The following is an 18,232-nucleotide window of genomic DNA, read 5'->3' as shown; positions in this document are numbered from 1 at the left end:
AACAAGCACCGGCAGGCGAATCTTCCGGAATTATTCGACGATAATCCGGATGCGATATCCGGGACCGATTCGAACCGGGCTCATGAAACGCCGAGCTCATTATCTATGAAATCGAACATTTCGTTATCGCTCGCGGATTGCAGTCGCTCCGCGACGTCCGCGGATTCGGCGTCGCCGTCCACCGCCGTCAATATCTCGCGCAATTTCGCCGCGAGCCGGGCCCGCTGCGCCTGATCCGAATCGGTGGCGACCAGCAGCGCGGCCAGCCGGTCGAGTTCCGCCTCGGCCGATGTGGCCGCCGCTGCGCCGCCGCCCAGTCGCTCGTCGAGGTACGCGGCCAAGGTCGCCGCGTCCGGGTAGTCGAACATCAGGGTGGCGGGCAGCCGCAAACCCAGCGCCCGGCTCAACCGATTGCGCAGGTCGACCGCAGTGAGGGAGTCGAAACCGAGTTCCAGGAATCCGCGATCCGGCGATATCGAATCCGGCCGGTCGTGTCCGAGCACGGTGGCGACGTGTCGGCGGACGAACTGTTCCAGCGCCTGCGTCCGATCGGGCCCGGTGAGGCCGGCCAGCCTGCTCCGCATATCGCTGGTCTTCGACTCGGTCTCGGAACGTGCGCCGACCCGGATGATCCCTCGGTACAGCGGCGAGATCTCCGCCGCGTCCTGCGCCCGCAGTCCCGCCAGGTCGAACCGGGCGGCGACAACGGTCGGCAGCCCGGCCTCGACCGCGGCGTCGAAAAGGGCCAGTCCCTCCTCCGCCGACAGCGGCTCGACCCCCGACCTGCGCAACCGGCGGACGTCCCGATCGTCCAGGTGACCGGTCATGCCGCCACGGTCGCGCCAGAAACCCCACGCGATCGAGACCACGGGCCTGCCCGCCGCCCGGCACTGCTGCGCGTACCCGTCGAGGAATCCGTTCGCCGCCGCGTAATTCGCTTGGCCGGGCGCACCGAAAACCGCTGCGAGCGAGGAGAATACGATCATCGGCACCCCGGCGGGCAGCGCGGCGTGCAGGTTGGCCATGCCCTCGGCCTTCGGCCGGAAGGCGACCGCGAGCCGTTCCGGGCCCAGCTCGGTGACCAGTGCGTCGGCCAGCGCACCCGCGGCATGGACGACTCCGCTGAACCGGTACCGCCCGGCCAACTCGCCGACCGCCGCCGGGTCGCCGATATCGCAGGCCACCACGTTCACCTCGGCACCCGATGCGGTCAGCTCGGCCACGAGTTCCGCGGCGCCGCCGGTGGCCGGACCCGATCGGCCGGTCAGCACCAGCCGACGGACGCCGTACCGCACGACGAGATGCCGGGCGAGCACCGAGCCGATGGCGCCGAGCCCGCCGGTGATCAGCACCCAACCGGTGTCGTCGGCGGGGAACGACAGCGGCGTCGCGGCCGCCCTAGGCACCCTGGCCAGTCGCCGCACCCACGATTTCCCGTCGCGCAGCAGCACTTCGGCCTCGGTGACGGCGAGCGTCCGCGGCAGCGGCGCGGTATCGGCCTGCCCGAGCACCACCAGCCCGAACCGGTCCGGGTGCTCCGCCTGCGCGGCACGGACCAGGCCGCGCACCGCACTCGCCGTCGCGCCGTCCTCGTCGACAAGGAAGACGAGCCGGGAGTCCTGCCGTGCGCGTCCGCCGAGCCACCACTGCACCGCCCGCAGCACCGAACCGACGGCTTCCGTATCGGTGGGCACTCGCAGGACCACATGCTCGAACGCATCGGTCGCCGCATCGAATGCGGCCCGGTCCGGATACGGTGTCGCACCGGGCAGGATGTGCGGGTCACCGATTACGGCCAGCGCGCCGGGAGCGGCCGCCGGGAGATTCACCGGCTGCCACTCGACGCGGAACAGGGATTCGTAGTTGCCGTGCGCGCCGATCTCATCCGGGCGCACCGCCCGCAGCGTCACCGAATCCACGGTGAACACCTCGTTGTTGTATTCGTCTGTCGCGACGATGGATACCGCGTCGGTGCCCGCGCGGCTGATCCGGCAACGCAGGCTGGTCGTCCGAGTCGCGTTCAGCCGCACACCATTCCAGGCGAACGGTAGGTACGCCCGGGCCGGGTCGGCGGTGAAATCACCGAAGGCTATGCCATGCAGGATCGCATCCAGCAGAGCCGGATGAGCGACGAACCCCGCCACCTCGACGCCGTCGGATAGTCCGACCTCGACCCAGACCTGGTCGTCGTGCCGCCAGGCCGCGCGCACGCCCTGGAAGACAGGACCGTATTCCAGACCCGCGACGGCCAAACCGTCATACAAGCCAACGACATCCACCGCCTCGGCACCCGACGGCGGCCACTGCTCCCAGGCGGCGTCGACACCATCGATCGCGCCGTTTCCGGTCGCGGTGGTCAAGATACCGGTGGCGTGGGTCGTCCAACGACCGTCATCACCAGCAGGGCGGGTGTGTATCGCCACCACAGCCGAACCGGCTTCCATCAATTCGGCCTCGGCCGTGGCGGATTCGGCCGGGTCCTGGCCGATGACCACCCGGACGTCCAACGCCGCATCGGCGGGCACAATCACGGGAAGCTGCAACGTCAACTCCGACAACACATTCCAACCCAGCTGCCGAGCCGCGGTGACCACCCATTCGAGCAGCCCGGTACCGGGCACCACCACCGACCCGGCCACCGCATGATCCGACCACCACGACTGCCTGGCCAGGTGCAACTGCCCGGTCAACACCGTGATCGGAACCGTGCCAGGCACTTCCACCACCGCACCCAACACCGGATGGGTCAACACCTGCTGCCCGACCTGACGCACATCACCGCCGGTATTACCGCGCTGCACCCAGTAACGGCGGCGATCGAAGGCGTACGTCGGCAGGGTTTCCGGACTTACCGGTTCCGCCTCGGGGACAAGGGCACTCCAGTGCACCGGTAGACCGTGTGTCCATGCTTGCGCCGCCGATCGCACGAAACTTACGGAGCTGTCCTGGTCACGGCGCAGGGTCTCCAATGCCACCCCTGCAAGTTGTCCATTCTCGAGGGTCTCGATGATCGCGGTGGTGAGCACCGGGTGCGGGGTGATCTCCATGAAACGGGTGAAACCCTGCTGCGCCAACGTTTCAACGGCTTCCTGGAACCGGACCGTGGATCGGAGATTGTCCACCCAGTAAGCGGCATCCAGCTTCGCACCGGTCACCCAATCACCGGTAACCGTTGACAGCATTGGAATTCGACCCGCTTCGCCGGTTGTTCCGGCGAGATCTGTGAGTAGTCGGTCCCGGATCGTATCGACCTGCGGAGAATGCGAGGCATAGTCGACCGGGAGCCAGCGAGTCCGCAGACTTTCGGCCTCAGCCGCAATCACCAACTCGGCCAACGCATCTCGATCACCGGAGACCACCGTTGCGCCGGGGCCGTTGACCACCGCCACCGCAACCTGATCCGACCACTGGGCGGTCAGATCCTGCACACGTTGCGCCCCGGCAGCGATCGACACCATCCCACCACGGTTCGACAACTCCTCAGCGATCACCCGACTCCGCGCAACCACCAACCAAAACGCATCTCGCAAACTCAACATCCCCGCGACATGCGCAGCCGCGATCTCACCCTGCGAATGCCCCACCACCACATCAGGATCCACGCCGACCGCTTGCCAGGTTCGCGCCAAACCAACCATCACCGCGAACAACACCGGCTGCACCACATCGACCCGGCCCAACAACGCCTCATCGGCCAGCGCCTCGGACACAGTCAGCCCGCGCCACTCCTGCAGCAACCCATCGCACTCGGCGATCGTGTCGGCGAAAACCTCGCACGACTTGAGCAGGTCACGACCCATCCCGACCCACTGACTCCCTTGACCCGCGAACACCCACACCACACGACCCGACACCACCGAACCCGACACCGGCTCGGCCAACGCCGACCGGTCGATCTCGCTGGAAGCCAAAACCACCGCGCGCGAATCCAACTCGGCGCGACGCAGCAATGCACGCGCCACCGCCGCCGCATCCAATCCGTCTTGTTCGGCACTCCACCGCGCCAGCGCAGTCAACTGACCCCGCAACGCCGCCTCGCCACGAGTCGACACCGGCCACGGCACCACTGACGCCCGCACCACCGACCTGCCGGACTCCCGCACCGGCACCGGCTCCACTTCCGGGGCCTGTTCCACGATCACGTGCGCATTCGTGCCGCTCATCCCGAACGACGAAATGCCCGCGCGCCGTGGATGATCCGTCTCGGGCCACGCCCGCGCCTCGGTCAACAGCGACACCGCACCCGAGGACCAATCCACATGCGACGACGGCGAATCCACATGCAACGTCTTCGGCAACACCCCAAACCGCATCGCCTGCACCATCTTGATGATGCCGCCAACACCCGCCGCAGCCTGAGCATGCCCGATATTCGACTTCAACGACCCCAACCACAACGGCCGATCGGCATCCCGCCCCTGCCCGTACGTGGCCAACAGCGCTTGCGCCTCGATCGGATCACCCAATGTTGTTCCGGTACCGTGCCCTTCGACCGCATCCACATCCGACGCCGCCAAACCAGCCGCAGCCAACGCCGCCCGGATCACCCGCTGCTGCGACGGACCATTCGGCGCAGTCAAACCATTCGACGCACCATCCTGATTCACCGCCGAACCACGCACCACCGCGACGACCGGGTGGCCATGCTCGCGCGCATCAGACAACCGCTCCACCAACAGCAATCCGACACCCTCGGCCCACGCGGTACCATCCGCCGCCTCCGCGAATGCCTTGCATCGTCCATCGGGCGACAACCCGCGCTGCCGCGAAAAGTCCACGAACGTATCGGGAGTCGCCATCACAGTGGCCCCACCTGCCAGGGCCATATCGCACTCGCCATTGCGCAACGCCTGCACAGCCAAATGCAACGCCACCAACGATGACGAACACGCCGTATCGACCGTTACCGCCGGACCCTCCAAACCGAACACATAGGAAATCCGGCCCGAGGCCACACTCCCCGACGTCCCGGTGCTCGAGTAACCGTCCAGATGTTGCGGCAGTTCACCGGAGCCGCTGAGATAGTCGCTGCTCATCACCCCGGCGAAGACGCCGGTTCGACTGCCCCGCAACGAGGTCGGATCCAGCCCGGCCCGCTCGAACACCTCCCACGCCGTCTCCAGCAGCAACCGCTGCTGCGGATCCATCGCCAGCGCCTCGCGCGGCGAAATGCCGAACAGTTCCGGATCGAACGACGCGGCATCGTGCAGGAACCCGCCCTGCCGCACATAGCTGGTGCCCGCGTGTTCCGGATCCGGATCGTAGAGCGCCGCCACATCCCAGCCACGATCGGCCGGGAAGGCGGATATACCGTCGCGACCCTCGAATACCAACTGCCACAAGTCTTCTGGTGAGTCGACCCCGCCAGGATAGCGGCAGCTCATCGCGACGATGGCGATCGGCTCACCCGCGTCGACCGCCACCGAGCGGCCGTTCGGCGCGGTGGGCTCGTCCGCGCCGAACAGTTCCGCCGCCAAGTATTCGGCCAGCGCGGCGATCGTCGGATAGTCGAAGGTCATCGTCGGCGACAGCCGCATGCCGGTGGCGGCCTGCAACCGATTTCGCAGTTCCACCGCCGTCAACGAGTCGAAACCCACCTCGCTGAACGGGCGGTGCGGCTCCAGCGCGGCGGCGTCGACGTGTCCGAGCACGGCCGCGGCCTGCGCGCACACCAGCTCCACCAGCCTGGACCGGCGTTCGTCGACCGACAGCACGGCCAGTTGGTCGCGCAGCGAACCACGGGCCGGGACGGCCGAGGCGATGCGCCGCGCCGGGCGGTTCAGCAGGCCGCGCAGCACCGGCGGCATACCGTCGACACCACTGTGCGCCTGCCAGGCCGCCGGGTCCAATCGCATTGGCGTCAGCGCTGATTCGGCCAGCCCGGCCGCGGCGTCGAACAGCGCCAGACCCTCGGCGACCGACAGCGCCGGGGTGCCGGAGCTCGCCATCCGGGCACGGGTCGCCTCGTTCAGACGCGCGGCCATGCCGCCGCCGTCCCACGGTCCCCAGGCCAGCGACCGCGCGGGCAGACCGGCGTGCCCGCGCTGGATCGCGAGCGCGTCCAGCACGCTGTTGGCCGCGGCATAGTTGGCCTGACCCGGATTGCCGAGCACGCCCGCGACCGAAGAGAACAGGACGAATTCGGCGAGATCCGCGCCCGCGGTCAACTCGTGCAGATGCAGTGCGCCAAGCACTTTCGGCCGCAGAACCGCGGCCAACCGCTCCGGCGTCAACGCCTCGACCACACCGTCGTCCAGCACGCCCGCCGCATGCACCACCGCGGTCAACGGGTGCGCCGCGGGGATCTCGGCCAGCACCTCGGCCAATGCCGCTCGGTCCGCCACATCACACGCCACGATCGATACCTCTCCGCCGGAATCGGCCAGGCGCGTCCGCAATTCCGCCGCCCCGTCGGCCGCCGGACCGCGGGCGCCGATCAGCAGTAGCCGACGCATACCGCGCTCGGTCACCAGATGCTCGGCCAGTTCCCGGCCCAGCCCGCCGGTGCCGCCGGTGATCAATACCGTGCCATCCGGATTCGGCTCGGTCGGCACGGTCAGCACGTTCTTGCCGATATGCCTTGCCTGACTTACGAATCGGAAGGCATCCTTGGCCTTACGTACATCCCAGCCGGTCACCGGCAAGGGGGTGAGCACGCCGCGCCGGAACAGCTCGACCAGTTCGGTCAGCATCGCGCCGATGCGGTCGGGTCCGGCGTCGTTCAAGTCGAATGGCAGGTATTCCGCGGCGATTTCGGCCGGATCGCGCAGGTCGGTCTTGCCCATTTCGGCGAAGCGCGCTCCGGGGGCGAGCAGCCGCAGCGAGGCGTCGATGAATTCGTCGGCCAGGGAATTGAGTACCACGTCGAATCCGGCGCCGCCGGTCGCCGCGCGGAAGGCGTCCTCGAAGTCCAGGGTGCGCGAGGAGGCCAAATGTGTTTCGTCGTAGCCGAATTCGCGCAGTGTCTGCCACTTCGCCGGGCTGGCGGTGCCGAACACCTCGGCCCCCAGATGCGCGGCGATCTGGCCGGCCGCCATGCCGACACCACCGGCGGCCGCATGGATCAGCACCCGCTCACCGGAGCCGAGCCGGGCGATGTCCACCAATCCGTAGTAGGCGGTGAGGAATACCACGGGCACGGAGGCCGCCGTGGCGAACGACCAGCCCTCGGGCATCCGCGCCACGGTCCGTTGGTCGGCGATCGCAACCGGTCCGAATGCGCCCGACAGCAGACCGAAAATCCTGTCGCCGGGCCGGAATCCGGTGACGCCCGGACCGACCTCCAGCACGACGCCCGCACCTTCGCCGCCGAGGTCGATATCGCCCGGGTACATGCCGAGCGCCATCAGCACATCCCGGAAGTTCAGCCCGGCCGCACGGACCGCCGCCCGCAGCTGCCCCTCCGCCAGCGGTGCCGAAACCTCCGGCGCGGCAACGAGTTCCAGCGAATCAATGGTGCCGGGTGTGCGGACGTCCAGCCGCCACGCTCGCGCGCCGGCCGGGACGGTGAGATCAGACCTGTCCGGGGTGGACAGCGCGGGAATCCACGGCCGACCGGCGCGCAGCATCAGTTGCGGCTCGCCGGTGCGCGATGCGGCGAGCAGGTCCGCTTCCGTGGTCGCCGCGTCGATATCGGCCAGCACGAACTGGTTCGGATGCTCGGCCTGGGCCACCCGCACCAGGCCCCACACGGCGGCGTGGCCGAGATCGGTCACGGTCTCGCCGGGCTGGCCGGCGACGCCGCCCCGGGTGACCACGATGAGCTGCGCGTCCTGGCGGTCGGCGGCCAACCAGGCTTGCACGCGGGCGAGTACCTGTTCGGTGCATTCCTGGACCGTTGCTCCCGTCGGCGCCTCGAAAAGCTCTGATGCGGAAGCGGATTCGGCGGACTTCTGCGGTCGCAGCGGTCGCCATGTGGTCCGGTACAGCCAGTCGGTCCGGGTGTCCAGCGCGCCTGCGGGCAGTTCGCGCACGGTCAGCGACTCCACCGCTGCGACCGGCCGACCAGCCTGATCCGCCACCAGCACCGATGTTTCGCGTTCGCCGATCCGGCGCAGCCGCACCCGCAGCGCGGTGGCGCCGGTGGCGTAGAGGGTGTAGCCGTACCAGGCGAACGGGACGAGGGTGCCGGTATCCGGATCATCCGTCGTGGTGAGCGCATGCAGCGCCGCATCCAGCAAAGCGGGATGCACGCCGAAACCGTTGGCATCGGCCATATCCGGGAGTTCGACCTCGGCATAGACGTCCGCACCGGCGCGCCATGCCGCCGTCAGTCCACGAAAACTCGGCCCGTACGCCAAGCCTCGCGCGGCCAGCGCCGGGTACAGATCCGTCACATCGAGTGCCTCCGCACCGCGCGGCGGCCACTCGACCAGGCCCCCCGGCTCGCCGCCGTCCACCGGACCGAGCAGGCCGGTGGCGTGACGCACCCATTCCCGATCCCGACCGTCATCGGCCCGCGAATACACACCCAGCGAACGCCGCTGCCCGGCATCGGCCGCACCCACCACCAACTGCACCTGTCGCGCGCCCGTGCCCAACAGCAGCGGCAGCTCCAAGGTCAGCTCCTCGACCCGTCCGGCACCGACGTGATCCCCCGCATGCTGGGCCAATTCGACAAAGGCGGTCCCCGGCAACAAGACGACACCGCTGACCGCGTGATCGGCCAACCAGGCATGCTTATCCACCGACAACCTGCCCGTCAGCACCAACCCATCGGCCTCCGCCAAGGCCACCACCGCACCGAGCAACGGATGCTCGGCACGTCCCAGACCGGCGGCGGTCAGATCGGGCTCACCATGACCGGACCGCATCCAATAGCGCTGATGCTGGAAGGCATACGTCGGCAGATCCACGGTCGGTATCCCGTTGTCCCCGATAACCACCGACATATCGATCTCGACACCATCGGCCCACAACGCCGCGGCCGCCGACACCGCAGACAGGACCTCACCCCGGTCGGCCCGCAGCATCGGCACCAACACCGGCTCCGTACTCGAAACACTGTCCGCGGCAAGCGCACTCAACACCGCATCCGGGCCGAGCTCGACAAACCCTGTGACACCGAGGTTTTCGGCCGTCCGCACCGCATCGGCGAACCGCACCGGTTCGCGGACCTGCCCCACCCAATAACCGGGATCGGTCACATCGGCCGAACCGTCACCGGTCACGGTGGACACGAACGGAATCCGTGGCTCGGCGAACCTCGACGACTCGGCCGCCTCGGCGAAACCGGCCAGCATCGGCTCCATCCGCGCCGAGTGGAACGCATGACTCACCGCAAGGGTCTTGATCCGGCGACCTTGTTCGGCGAACACACCGGCGACCCGATGCACCGGCTCCTCGTCACCGGAAATGACCACCGCCGCAGGCCCATTCACCGCGGCCAGCGACACACCCGCTTCCAGCAGCGGCAGCACTTCGGCCTCGGCGGCTTGAATCGCCACCATCGCTCCGCCCTCGGCGAGCCGCTGCATCAACCGGCCCCGCGCGGCCACCAATGCCACCGCATCCGACAACGACAACACACCAGCCACATGGGCCCCGGCCAGCTCGCCGATGGAGTGGCCGATCACCACATCCACCGGCACACCCCACGAGCGCACCAGCTCGAACAGCGCCACCTCGACCGCGAAGATCGCGCACTGCGCGAATTCCGTGCGTCCCAATGCTTCTGGGTCGGAATCGATCACATCCCGCAAGGGACGGCCCAGATGCTTGTCGAATTCGGCGCACACCTCATCGAATGCCTGGGCGAAGACCGGGAATGCATCGGCGAGTTCCCGGCCCATTCCCGCACGCTGACTGCCCTGGCCGGTGAACAGGAACGCCAGCTTGCCGTCGGAGCCGATCGGTCGGGCGGTGACCTTACCGTCGGCCAGTGCCGCGACGCCCTCGACCAACTGTGCCTTGTTGCCGACTATCGCTGCGCGCCAGCCGAATGCCGTGCGCGTTGTCGCCAATGACCGCGCCACCCGCCCCGGCGACGGATCGGGATGTGCCGCCAGCCAATCCGACAGCCGTTGCGCCTGTGCCGCCACCGCGGTTGTGGAGCGGCCCGATATCAACCACGGCAGCACCCGATCGCCATCCGCGACCGGCTCGGCAACCGGCTCCGGGTCGGGCGCCTGCTCCAAGATCACGTGCGCGTTCGTCCCACTGATCCCGAACGACGAAACACCCACTCGCCGTGGACGGTCCAGCTCCGGCCACGGCCGCGCCTCGGTCAACAGCGACACCGCACCCGACGACCAATCCACATGCGACGACGGCGAATCCACGTGCAATGTCGGCGGCAGCATTCCATGCCGCATCGCCTGAACCATCTTGATCACACCACCGACACCCGCCGCCGCCTGGGTGTGGCCGATATTGGATTTCAACGACCCCAACCACAGCGGCCGATCCACATCCCGACCCTGCCCATACGTCGCCAGCAGCGCCTGCGCCTCGATCGGATCACCCAAAGACGTTCCGGTGCCATGCCCTTCGACCGCATCCACCTCCGACGCCGCCAGACCAGCGGCAGCCAGCGCAGCCCGGATCACCCGCTGCTGCGACGGACCATTCGGCGCGGTCAAACCATTCGACGCACCATCCTGATTCACCGCCGAACCACGCACCACCGCCAACACCCGATGACCGTTGCGCCGCGCCGCCGACAGCCGTTCCACCAGCAGCACACCGGCGCCCTCGGCCCATGCCGTACCGTCGGCGGCCTCCGCGAATGCCTTGCACCTCCCGTCCGCCGCCAACCCGCGCTGTCGCGAAAAGTCCACGAAACCAGACGGATTCGCCAATACGGTCGCACCGCCGACCAAGGCCAGCTCGCATTCGCCGTTGCGCAGCGACTGCACCGCCAAATGCAATGCCACCAGCGATGACGAACACGCGGTATCCACCGATACCGCGGGCCCGACCAGGCCGAGGGTGTATGCGATGCGGCCCGATGCGACGCTGGGCACGTTGCCACTGAACAGATACGGCTCGAGATCGGATGGGACGTGCGCTCCCGACGCCGAGTACTCGTTCGGGATGACGCCGACGAATACGCCGGTTGCGCTGCCGCGCAATGTTTCCGGGTCGATGCCCGCCCGTTCCAGTGCCTCCCATGAGGTTTCCAGCAGCAGCCGCTGCTGCGGATCCATCGCCAATGCCTCGCGGGGCGAGATGCCGAAGAACTCCGCGTCGAATTCGCCCACCGCGTCGACGAATCCGCCGAATCTGGTGTAGCTCTTACCCGGTTTGCCCGGCTCCGGATCGTACAGCGAGTCGATATCCCAGCCGCGGTCGTCCGGGAACTCGCCGATCGCATCGGTCCCGGATGCGACCAACCGCCACAGATCCTCCGGCGAGCGAACATCGCCGGGAAATCGGCAGCTCATCCCGATGATCGCGATCGGTTCGCCGACGGTCTCGAGCAGCCGACGGTTCTCGATGCGCAGGCGCTCGGTCTCTTTCAGCGAAGCACGCAGCGCGGCAACGATTTTGTCGGTGTTCTCGGTCATCAGGCAACCCTCCACTGTCCCGAGGAGCCGGCATCGTGCAAGGCGCGCGCGATGAGCTCGTCGGTGTCCATCTCGTCGATCGACTGTTCCGCCGCGGTGAACCGCTCGGGCTCGCCGGCGCCCTCGCGCTCGATCAGGTCGAGCAGACCGTCGAGCAACCCGGCCGCGCGCAGCCGGTCCACCGGGATCGTCGCGAGTGCCCGTCGGACCTCGGCGTCCTCGATCGGCTCCGGCTCGGCCTCATCGGGTAGCAGCCGGACCCGCAATTCGGCGGCCAGCTCGGCCGGTGTCGGATAGTCGAAGACCGCGGTGCCCGGCAGCCGGACGCTCGTCGCCGCGGCGATCCGGTTGCGCAGCTCCACCGCGCTCAATGAGTCGAAACCCAAGTCGCGGAATGGTTGTCGGGCATCGATCCGCGTCGACGGATCGTAATCGAGCACGGCGATCACGTGCTTACGCACGATGTCCAGCAGCATTCGATCCCGGTCCCGGACCGGCGCTGCCGCCAACCGCTCGGCCAGGCTCGGGCCGCCGGTCTCCGCGGCGTCGACGGTGCGCCGCGCGGGCGCCCGGACCAGACCGCGCAGTAGTGCGGGGGTTTCGGCGGCCCGCATCCCGCCGATGTTCAAGTGCGCGGCCACCACCATCGGCACCGGCTCGGCCTGCGCCAGATCGAACAGTCCGAGCCCGTCGGCATTGCTCAACGGGGCCATTCCGGAGCGCGCCATCCTGGCGATATCGGCTTCGCCGAGGTGACCGGTCATGCCGCTGCGCTGCTCCCAGAAGCCCCAAGCCACCGAGAGTCCGGGCAGTCCGCGGGCCCGCCGGTAGGTCGCCAGCGCGTCCAGGAAGGTGTTCGCCGCGGCGTAGTTGCCCTGCCCGGCCTCTCCGAAAACCCCTGCGGCCGAAGAGAACATCACGAACCCGGCCAGGTCGAGGTGTTCGGTGAGCTCGTGCAGGTGCACGGCGGCATCCACCTTCGACCGCATACCGGCATAGAGCCGTTCCGCCGTCATCGACCGGACCAGGCCGTCGTCGAGCTGGCCGGCCGCATGGACCACCGCGGTCAGCGGGCGACTGTCCGGAATGGATTCGAGCACATCGCGCAGCGCATCCCGGTCGGCGGCATCACAGGCCACCACGGTGGCGCAGGCCCCGAGTTCGGCGAGCTCGGCCACCAACCGTTCGACGCCCGCCGCCTCCGGCCCCCGGCGCGAGGTCAGCACCAGATGCCGAATGCCTTGCGCCGCAACGATATGCCGGGCCACCAGCCCGCCGAGCGCGCCGGTGCCGCCGGTGATGAGCACCGTACCGTCCGGATCCCACCGAGCCGGAATGGTCAGCACCTGCTTGCCGACGTGTTTACCCTGGCTCATCGTGCGGAATAGCTCGGGGGCATGCCGGACGTCCCACACCGTGGGCGGCTCGGGCCGCAGCCGACCGGAGTCGAAGAGCTCCCGCAGTTCGCGCCACATCTGCCGGATCCGTTCCGGCCCCGCGTCCAGCAGGAGATCGAATGCCGCATAGGTGATGCCCGGATACCGCTCGGCGATCTTCGCGGCATCGCGCAGGTCGGTCTTGCCCATTTCGACGAACCGGCCGCCCACGCGAAGCAAACCCAATGAGGCATCGGTGAATTCGCCGGCGAGCGAGTTCAGCACCACGTCCACCCGACCGAACTTGCCTGCGAATTCGAGGTCGCGGGACGACGCGATGTCCTCGGCGCGCAAGCCCAGCCGGTGCAGCACGGACCATTTGCCCGGGCTCGCGGTGGCCAGCACTTGGGCCCCGAGCGCACGGGCGAGTTGCACCGCGGCCATCCCCACACCGCCGGCCGCGGCGTGCACGAGCACCGTCTCACCCGCCGCCAGCGCGCCGAGGTCGACCAGACCGTAGTAGGCGGTGAGGTAGACCAGCGGGATCGCTGCCGCCCGGTGGAACGACCAGCCGGGCGGGATCGGCGCGACGAGCCGACCGTCGGTGATCGCCACCGGGCCGAAAATACGCGGGTCGAATACGCCCATGACGCGGTCGCCGACGCGCAGATCGGTTACGGCCGAACCGATTTCGGTAACTATTCCGGCGCCCTCGTTGCCCATCGTCGTGTCGACGACGTCGCGGCTGAGCCGCATGCCGAGGGCTCGCAACACATCCTGGAAGTTCAGCCCGCAGGCCCGCACGGCGATCCTGATCTCGTGCGGTTCGAGCGGGCGGAGTGTCTCCGGAGCGGAGACGATCGCCAATTCGTTCAGGCTGCCGTTTTCGCTGGACCGCAGCCGCCACGGCAGCGCGTCGTCCACGAGTGTCAGGCTCCGGGCAGTGCCCGCCCTGGCAAGCCGCGGTGCGTACAGCGCTCCGGACCGAATCGCCAACCTGGGTTCACCCGCGGCCAGTGCGGCGGCCAGTGCGTCCGCGTCCGGCCGCTCGTCGACGTCGATCAGCAGCAGCCGCCCCGGCTCCTCCGCCTGCAGGCTGCTCAGCAGGCCCCATGCCGAGGCCGCGGCCAGGTCGGTGAGCTCGGCGGCGGAGTCGACCGCGACCGCACCCGTGCTCACGAATACCGCGACCGTGTCGTCGAAACGTTTGTCGGACAACAGGTTCTGGGCCGTCTCCAGGCAATGCCGCACCGCGCCATGGACATTGCCCGCCAGCTCGCCGTCCGGCGTAGAGATCGGAAGGAAAAGATGTTGCGGCACAGGCGTTCCGGCTTCGATCGCGGCGATGAGGTCGATCAGGTCCGCGAATTCCGGTCCGAAGCCGATCGTGCCCACCCTGGCACACCGATCGGCCCGCACGACCGCCTCCGGCAGGCGCACCGGAGCCCAGCGCACATGGAACAGCGAATCGCCCAGTGCCGCGGCACCGTTCATCGCGGCCGGGTCCGCGGCGCGCAGGGTCAGCCGCTCGATCTCGGCGACCGGTGCGCCGGTGTGGTCGGCGATGCGGATGGTCACCCCGTCGCCGGATACCGGCTGTATCCGGACCCGCAATCGGCGCGCCCCAACGGCATACAGCCGCACCCCGCTCCAATTGAACGGCAGCTCAACCTGTTTCGAACCCGCCGATGCGGCCGCTCCGATGCCGTGCAGCGCCGCGTCGAGCAATGCGGGATGTAGACCGAAACCCGTGGCATCGGCCGTATCCGGAAGCGCGACCTCGGCATAGACGTCGGTACCGGCCCGCCACGCCGCGGCCAGTCCACGGAAAGACGGCCCGTAGTGATAACCCTGTGCCGCCAGGTCGTCGTACAACCCGGTGACATCGAGCGCCTCGGCATCACGCGGCGGCCATTCGAACAAACCCGCCAGTTCCGCATCATCGGCCGGAACAAGTGAACCCGTCGCATGGCGCACCCACTCCCGACCGTCATCGGGCCGGGAATACACCCGCAGCGAACGCCGCTGCCGCTCATCGGCCGCCCCGACCACGAACCGCACCTGGCGCGCACCCGCGTCCAGCAGCAGCGGCAGCTCCAGCGTGAGCTCCTCGACCTGTCCGGCGCCGACCTGATCACCGGCATGCCGCGCCAGCTCGACGAATGCGGTACCCGGCACCAACACCGCGCCGTCGACCGCATGATCGGCCAGCCACGGATGCGTGCGCACCGACAACCTGCCGGTCAACACCAGCCCTTCGGCCTCCGGCAAGACGACCGCCGCGCCGAGCAACGGATGATCGGCGGGGTCGAGCCCGAGGGTCGTCGCTGCTCCGGCCTGCGGGCCGGTGTCCTCCAGCCAGTACCTCGTCCGGTCGAAGGCATAGGTCGGCAGCGCGGCATCGTCGGCGGCGATCCCGGCGAAAACGGTTTCCCAGTCGAACGGCACCCCGCGCACGTGCAGGGTGGCCAGTGCCCGGGCCAGGTTATCCGCATCGCCGCTGCCGGATCGCAGCACGGGCACCGCCACCGTGTCGGCCGCGGCGGAGTCGTCGAGGCAGTCGAGGACCAGCTGGCTGAGCACGGAGTCCGGGCCGAGCTCGACGAAGGTGCCCACGCCCAGTTCCCGCAGCGATCGCACGGCATCCAGGAAGCGGACCGGGTTGCGAATGTGCCGGATCCAATACTCGGGCGTGGCGATTTCCGTGGTGACCAGACCGCCGGTGACCGTGGACACGAACGGAATTCGCGGTGGATGATAGGTCGCCAACTCGGCGATCTGCTCGTACTCCGCGAGCAGGCCCGCCACCAACGGCGAATGCGAGGCGTGATTGATGGCCAGCCGTTTGGTCCGGCGGCCCCGCGCCCGCAGCCCGTCCACGATGGCCAGCACCTCGTCCTGCGCGCCCGAGAGCACGATCGATTCGACGCCGTTCACCGCCGCGACGGACACCTGCTCGGTCAGCAGCGGAACCACCTCCGACTCGGTGGCCTGTACCGCGACCATCACGCCGCCGACCGGAAGCTCGTCGGACAGCCTGACCCGCGCGGCCGCGAGCATCGCCGCATCCTCCAGCGACAGCACGCCCGCCACATGCGCGGCCGCCAGCTCGCCGGACGAATGACCCGCGACATAGTCGGCGCGGAAACCGAAGTGTTCGAGCAACCGGAACAGCGCGACCTGAACGGCGAACAGCGCGCACTGGTGATACGAAAACACCTGCAGCAGTTCGGCTTCGGCCGAGCCCGGCGCGGCGAACAGTACCGTCTCCAGTGGACGGTCCAGCTGCAGGTTCAGGTAGTCGCAGGCCTTGTCGAACGCGGCGGCGAAGACGTCGAAGCGCTGGTAGAGCTCGCGGCCCGCGCCGAGTCGCTGGCTGCCGCCGCCGGTGAACAGCACACCCACCTGGCCGGGGCGCGACTCGGCCGGGCCGATCACCACCGCCGATTCCGCTCCGTCGACCAGTCGCGTGAGCGCCGCGCGGAGTTCGTCCCGATCCGCGGCGAACAGCGCCGCGCGCGCGTCGAGCGCGGTCCGCCGCGTCGCCGCGGCCGCGGCCAGTGCGGGTACGGCCGACTCGACACCGGAATCCAGGTGTTCGCGCAGCTTGTCGGCCTGCCGCCGCAGTGCGGCGGGATCGGCGCCGGAGAGCAGCACGGGCCAGCCGCGGAAGGGGGCGTCATCGGCCGCCTCGATCGCGTCCTCGACCGCCTCCTCCAGGATGACGTGGGCGTTGGTGCCGCTCATACCGAATGAGGAGACACCGGCGCGGCGCGGCCGACCGCCCGGCGTGTGCCACGGCCGCGCCTCGGTCAACAGCGCCAGCTTCCCCGCGGACCAATCCACTTGCGTCGACGGCGTTTCGGCGTGCAGTGTGCGGGGCAATACCCCGTGCCGCATCGCCTGCACCGTCTTGATCACACCGGCGAGGCCGGCGGCCGATTGCGTGTGTCCGATATTCGATTTGATCGAGCCGATCCACAGCGGATCGGCCCGGCCCGGCCCGTACGCGCCGATCAGCGCGTGCGCCTCGATCGGGTCGCCGAGCGTGGTGCCGGTGCCGTGTGCCTCCACCGCGTCCACCTCCGCGGGCGCCAGACCGGCCACCGCCAGCGCCCGCATGATGACCCGATGCTGGGCCGGGCCGTTCGGCGCGGTCAACCCGTTGGAGGTGCCATCGGAATTGACCGCACTGCCACGGAGCACCGCGAGCACCCGATGACCGTTGCGTCGGGCGTCGAGCAATCGTTCCACCAGCAGCACACCGACACCCTCACCCCACGCGGTGCCGTCGGCGGCGTCGGCGAACGGCTTGCAGCGGCCGTCCGGCGCAAGCCCGCGCTGCCGGCTGAAGGCGACGAAATCATCCGGCCCGGGCAGCACCGTCGCCCCGCCGACGACGGCGAGGCGGCATTCGCCCAGCCGCAGCGATTGCGCGGCGAGGTGCAGCGCCACCAGCGAGGACGAGCAGGCCGTATCGACCGTCATGGTCGGCCCCTCGAAACCGAAGAAGTAGGCGAGCCGTCCGGAGATGACACTCGACGCGGTGCCGGTCATGCGGTAGGCCGCGAGCTTCTCCTCGGTGTCGCGCGTCCGCGGTCCGTACTCGCGGGTCTCCGCGCCGACGAAAACCCCGGTGCCCGAACCGGTTACGGTCTCCGGCTGGATACCGGCCCGCTCGAACAGTTCCCAGGTGCACTGCAGCAGCAACCGCTGCTGCGGGTCCATGGCCAGCGCTTCGCGCGGCGAGACGCCGAAGAACGACGCGTCGAATTCTGCTGCGTCGTAAAGGAATCCGCCGCGCCGGGTATAGCTGGTCCCGGGCGTGGCCGGGTCCGGATCGTAGAGCGCCGCCAGATCCCAGCCGCGGTCGGCGGGGAATTCGGAGGTGGCGTCGACACCGTCGGCGACCAACTGCCACAGCTGTTCTGGTGAACGAACTCCGCCGGGATACCGGCAGGCCATGCCGACGATCGCGATCGGCTCATCGATATGCGAGCCGCCGTCGGCGACCGTCCCGGATTCGGCGCCGGAGCCGAACAGCTCACCGCACAGTAGGCGCACCAGCCGCTGTGGCGTCGGATAATCGAAGACCAGCGTCACCGGCAGTTCCAGTCCGGTCGCCGCGACCAATCGGCGGTGCAGTTCGACCGCGGCGAGCGAGTCGAATCCCGATTCCAGAAAGGGGCGGGCCGGCTCGAACCGCTCCGGCACCCGTTCGCCCAGCGCGGCCCGGGTCTGGGCGGTGACCAACTCGGTCAGCGCCCGGACCCGCTCGGGATCCGGCGCGGTGGCCAATTCGGCGATTACCGCCCGCCAATCATTCGGTTCATTCAATTCTGCTCGCAT

General features: G+C 68.8%; 2 protein-coding genes. Both read right to left on the bottom strand.

Annotated features, from left to right (window positions below):
* Window positions 1–80 precede the first annotated feature (80 nt).
* Entirely contained in the window at window positions 81–11,507 is an 11,427-nt protein-coding gene (locus tag LGY53_RS10550; protein WP_225726471.1) for a type I polyketide synthase, read from the bottom strand.
* Window positions 11,507–18,220 carry a type I polyketide synthase gene (locus LGY53_RS10545; RefSeq protein ID WP_225726470.1) on the bottom strand — a complete coding sequence of 2,238 codons (6,714 nt, stop codon included), beginning with the start codon at window positions 18,218–18,220 and terminating at the stop codon, window positions 11,507–11,509. The genes LGY53_RS10550 and LGY53_RS10545 overlap by 1 nt, the downstream gene beginning before the upstream one ends.
* Window positions 18,221–18,232: the final 12 nt, after the last annotated feature.

Origin of the sequence: Nocardia sp. JCM 34519.1 (genome assembly GCF_020361265.1) — a bacterium.
Classification (GTDB): domain Bacteria; phylum Actinomycetota; class Actinomycetes; order Mycobacteriales; family Mycobacteriaceae; genus Nocardia; species Nocardia arthritidis_A.
Note: the sequence above shows the minus strand (reverse complement) of the source record. Positions and strands in the feature narration are given on the sequence as shown.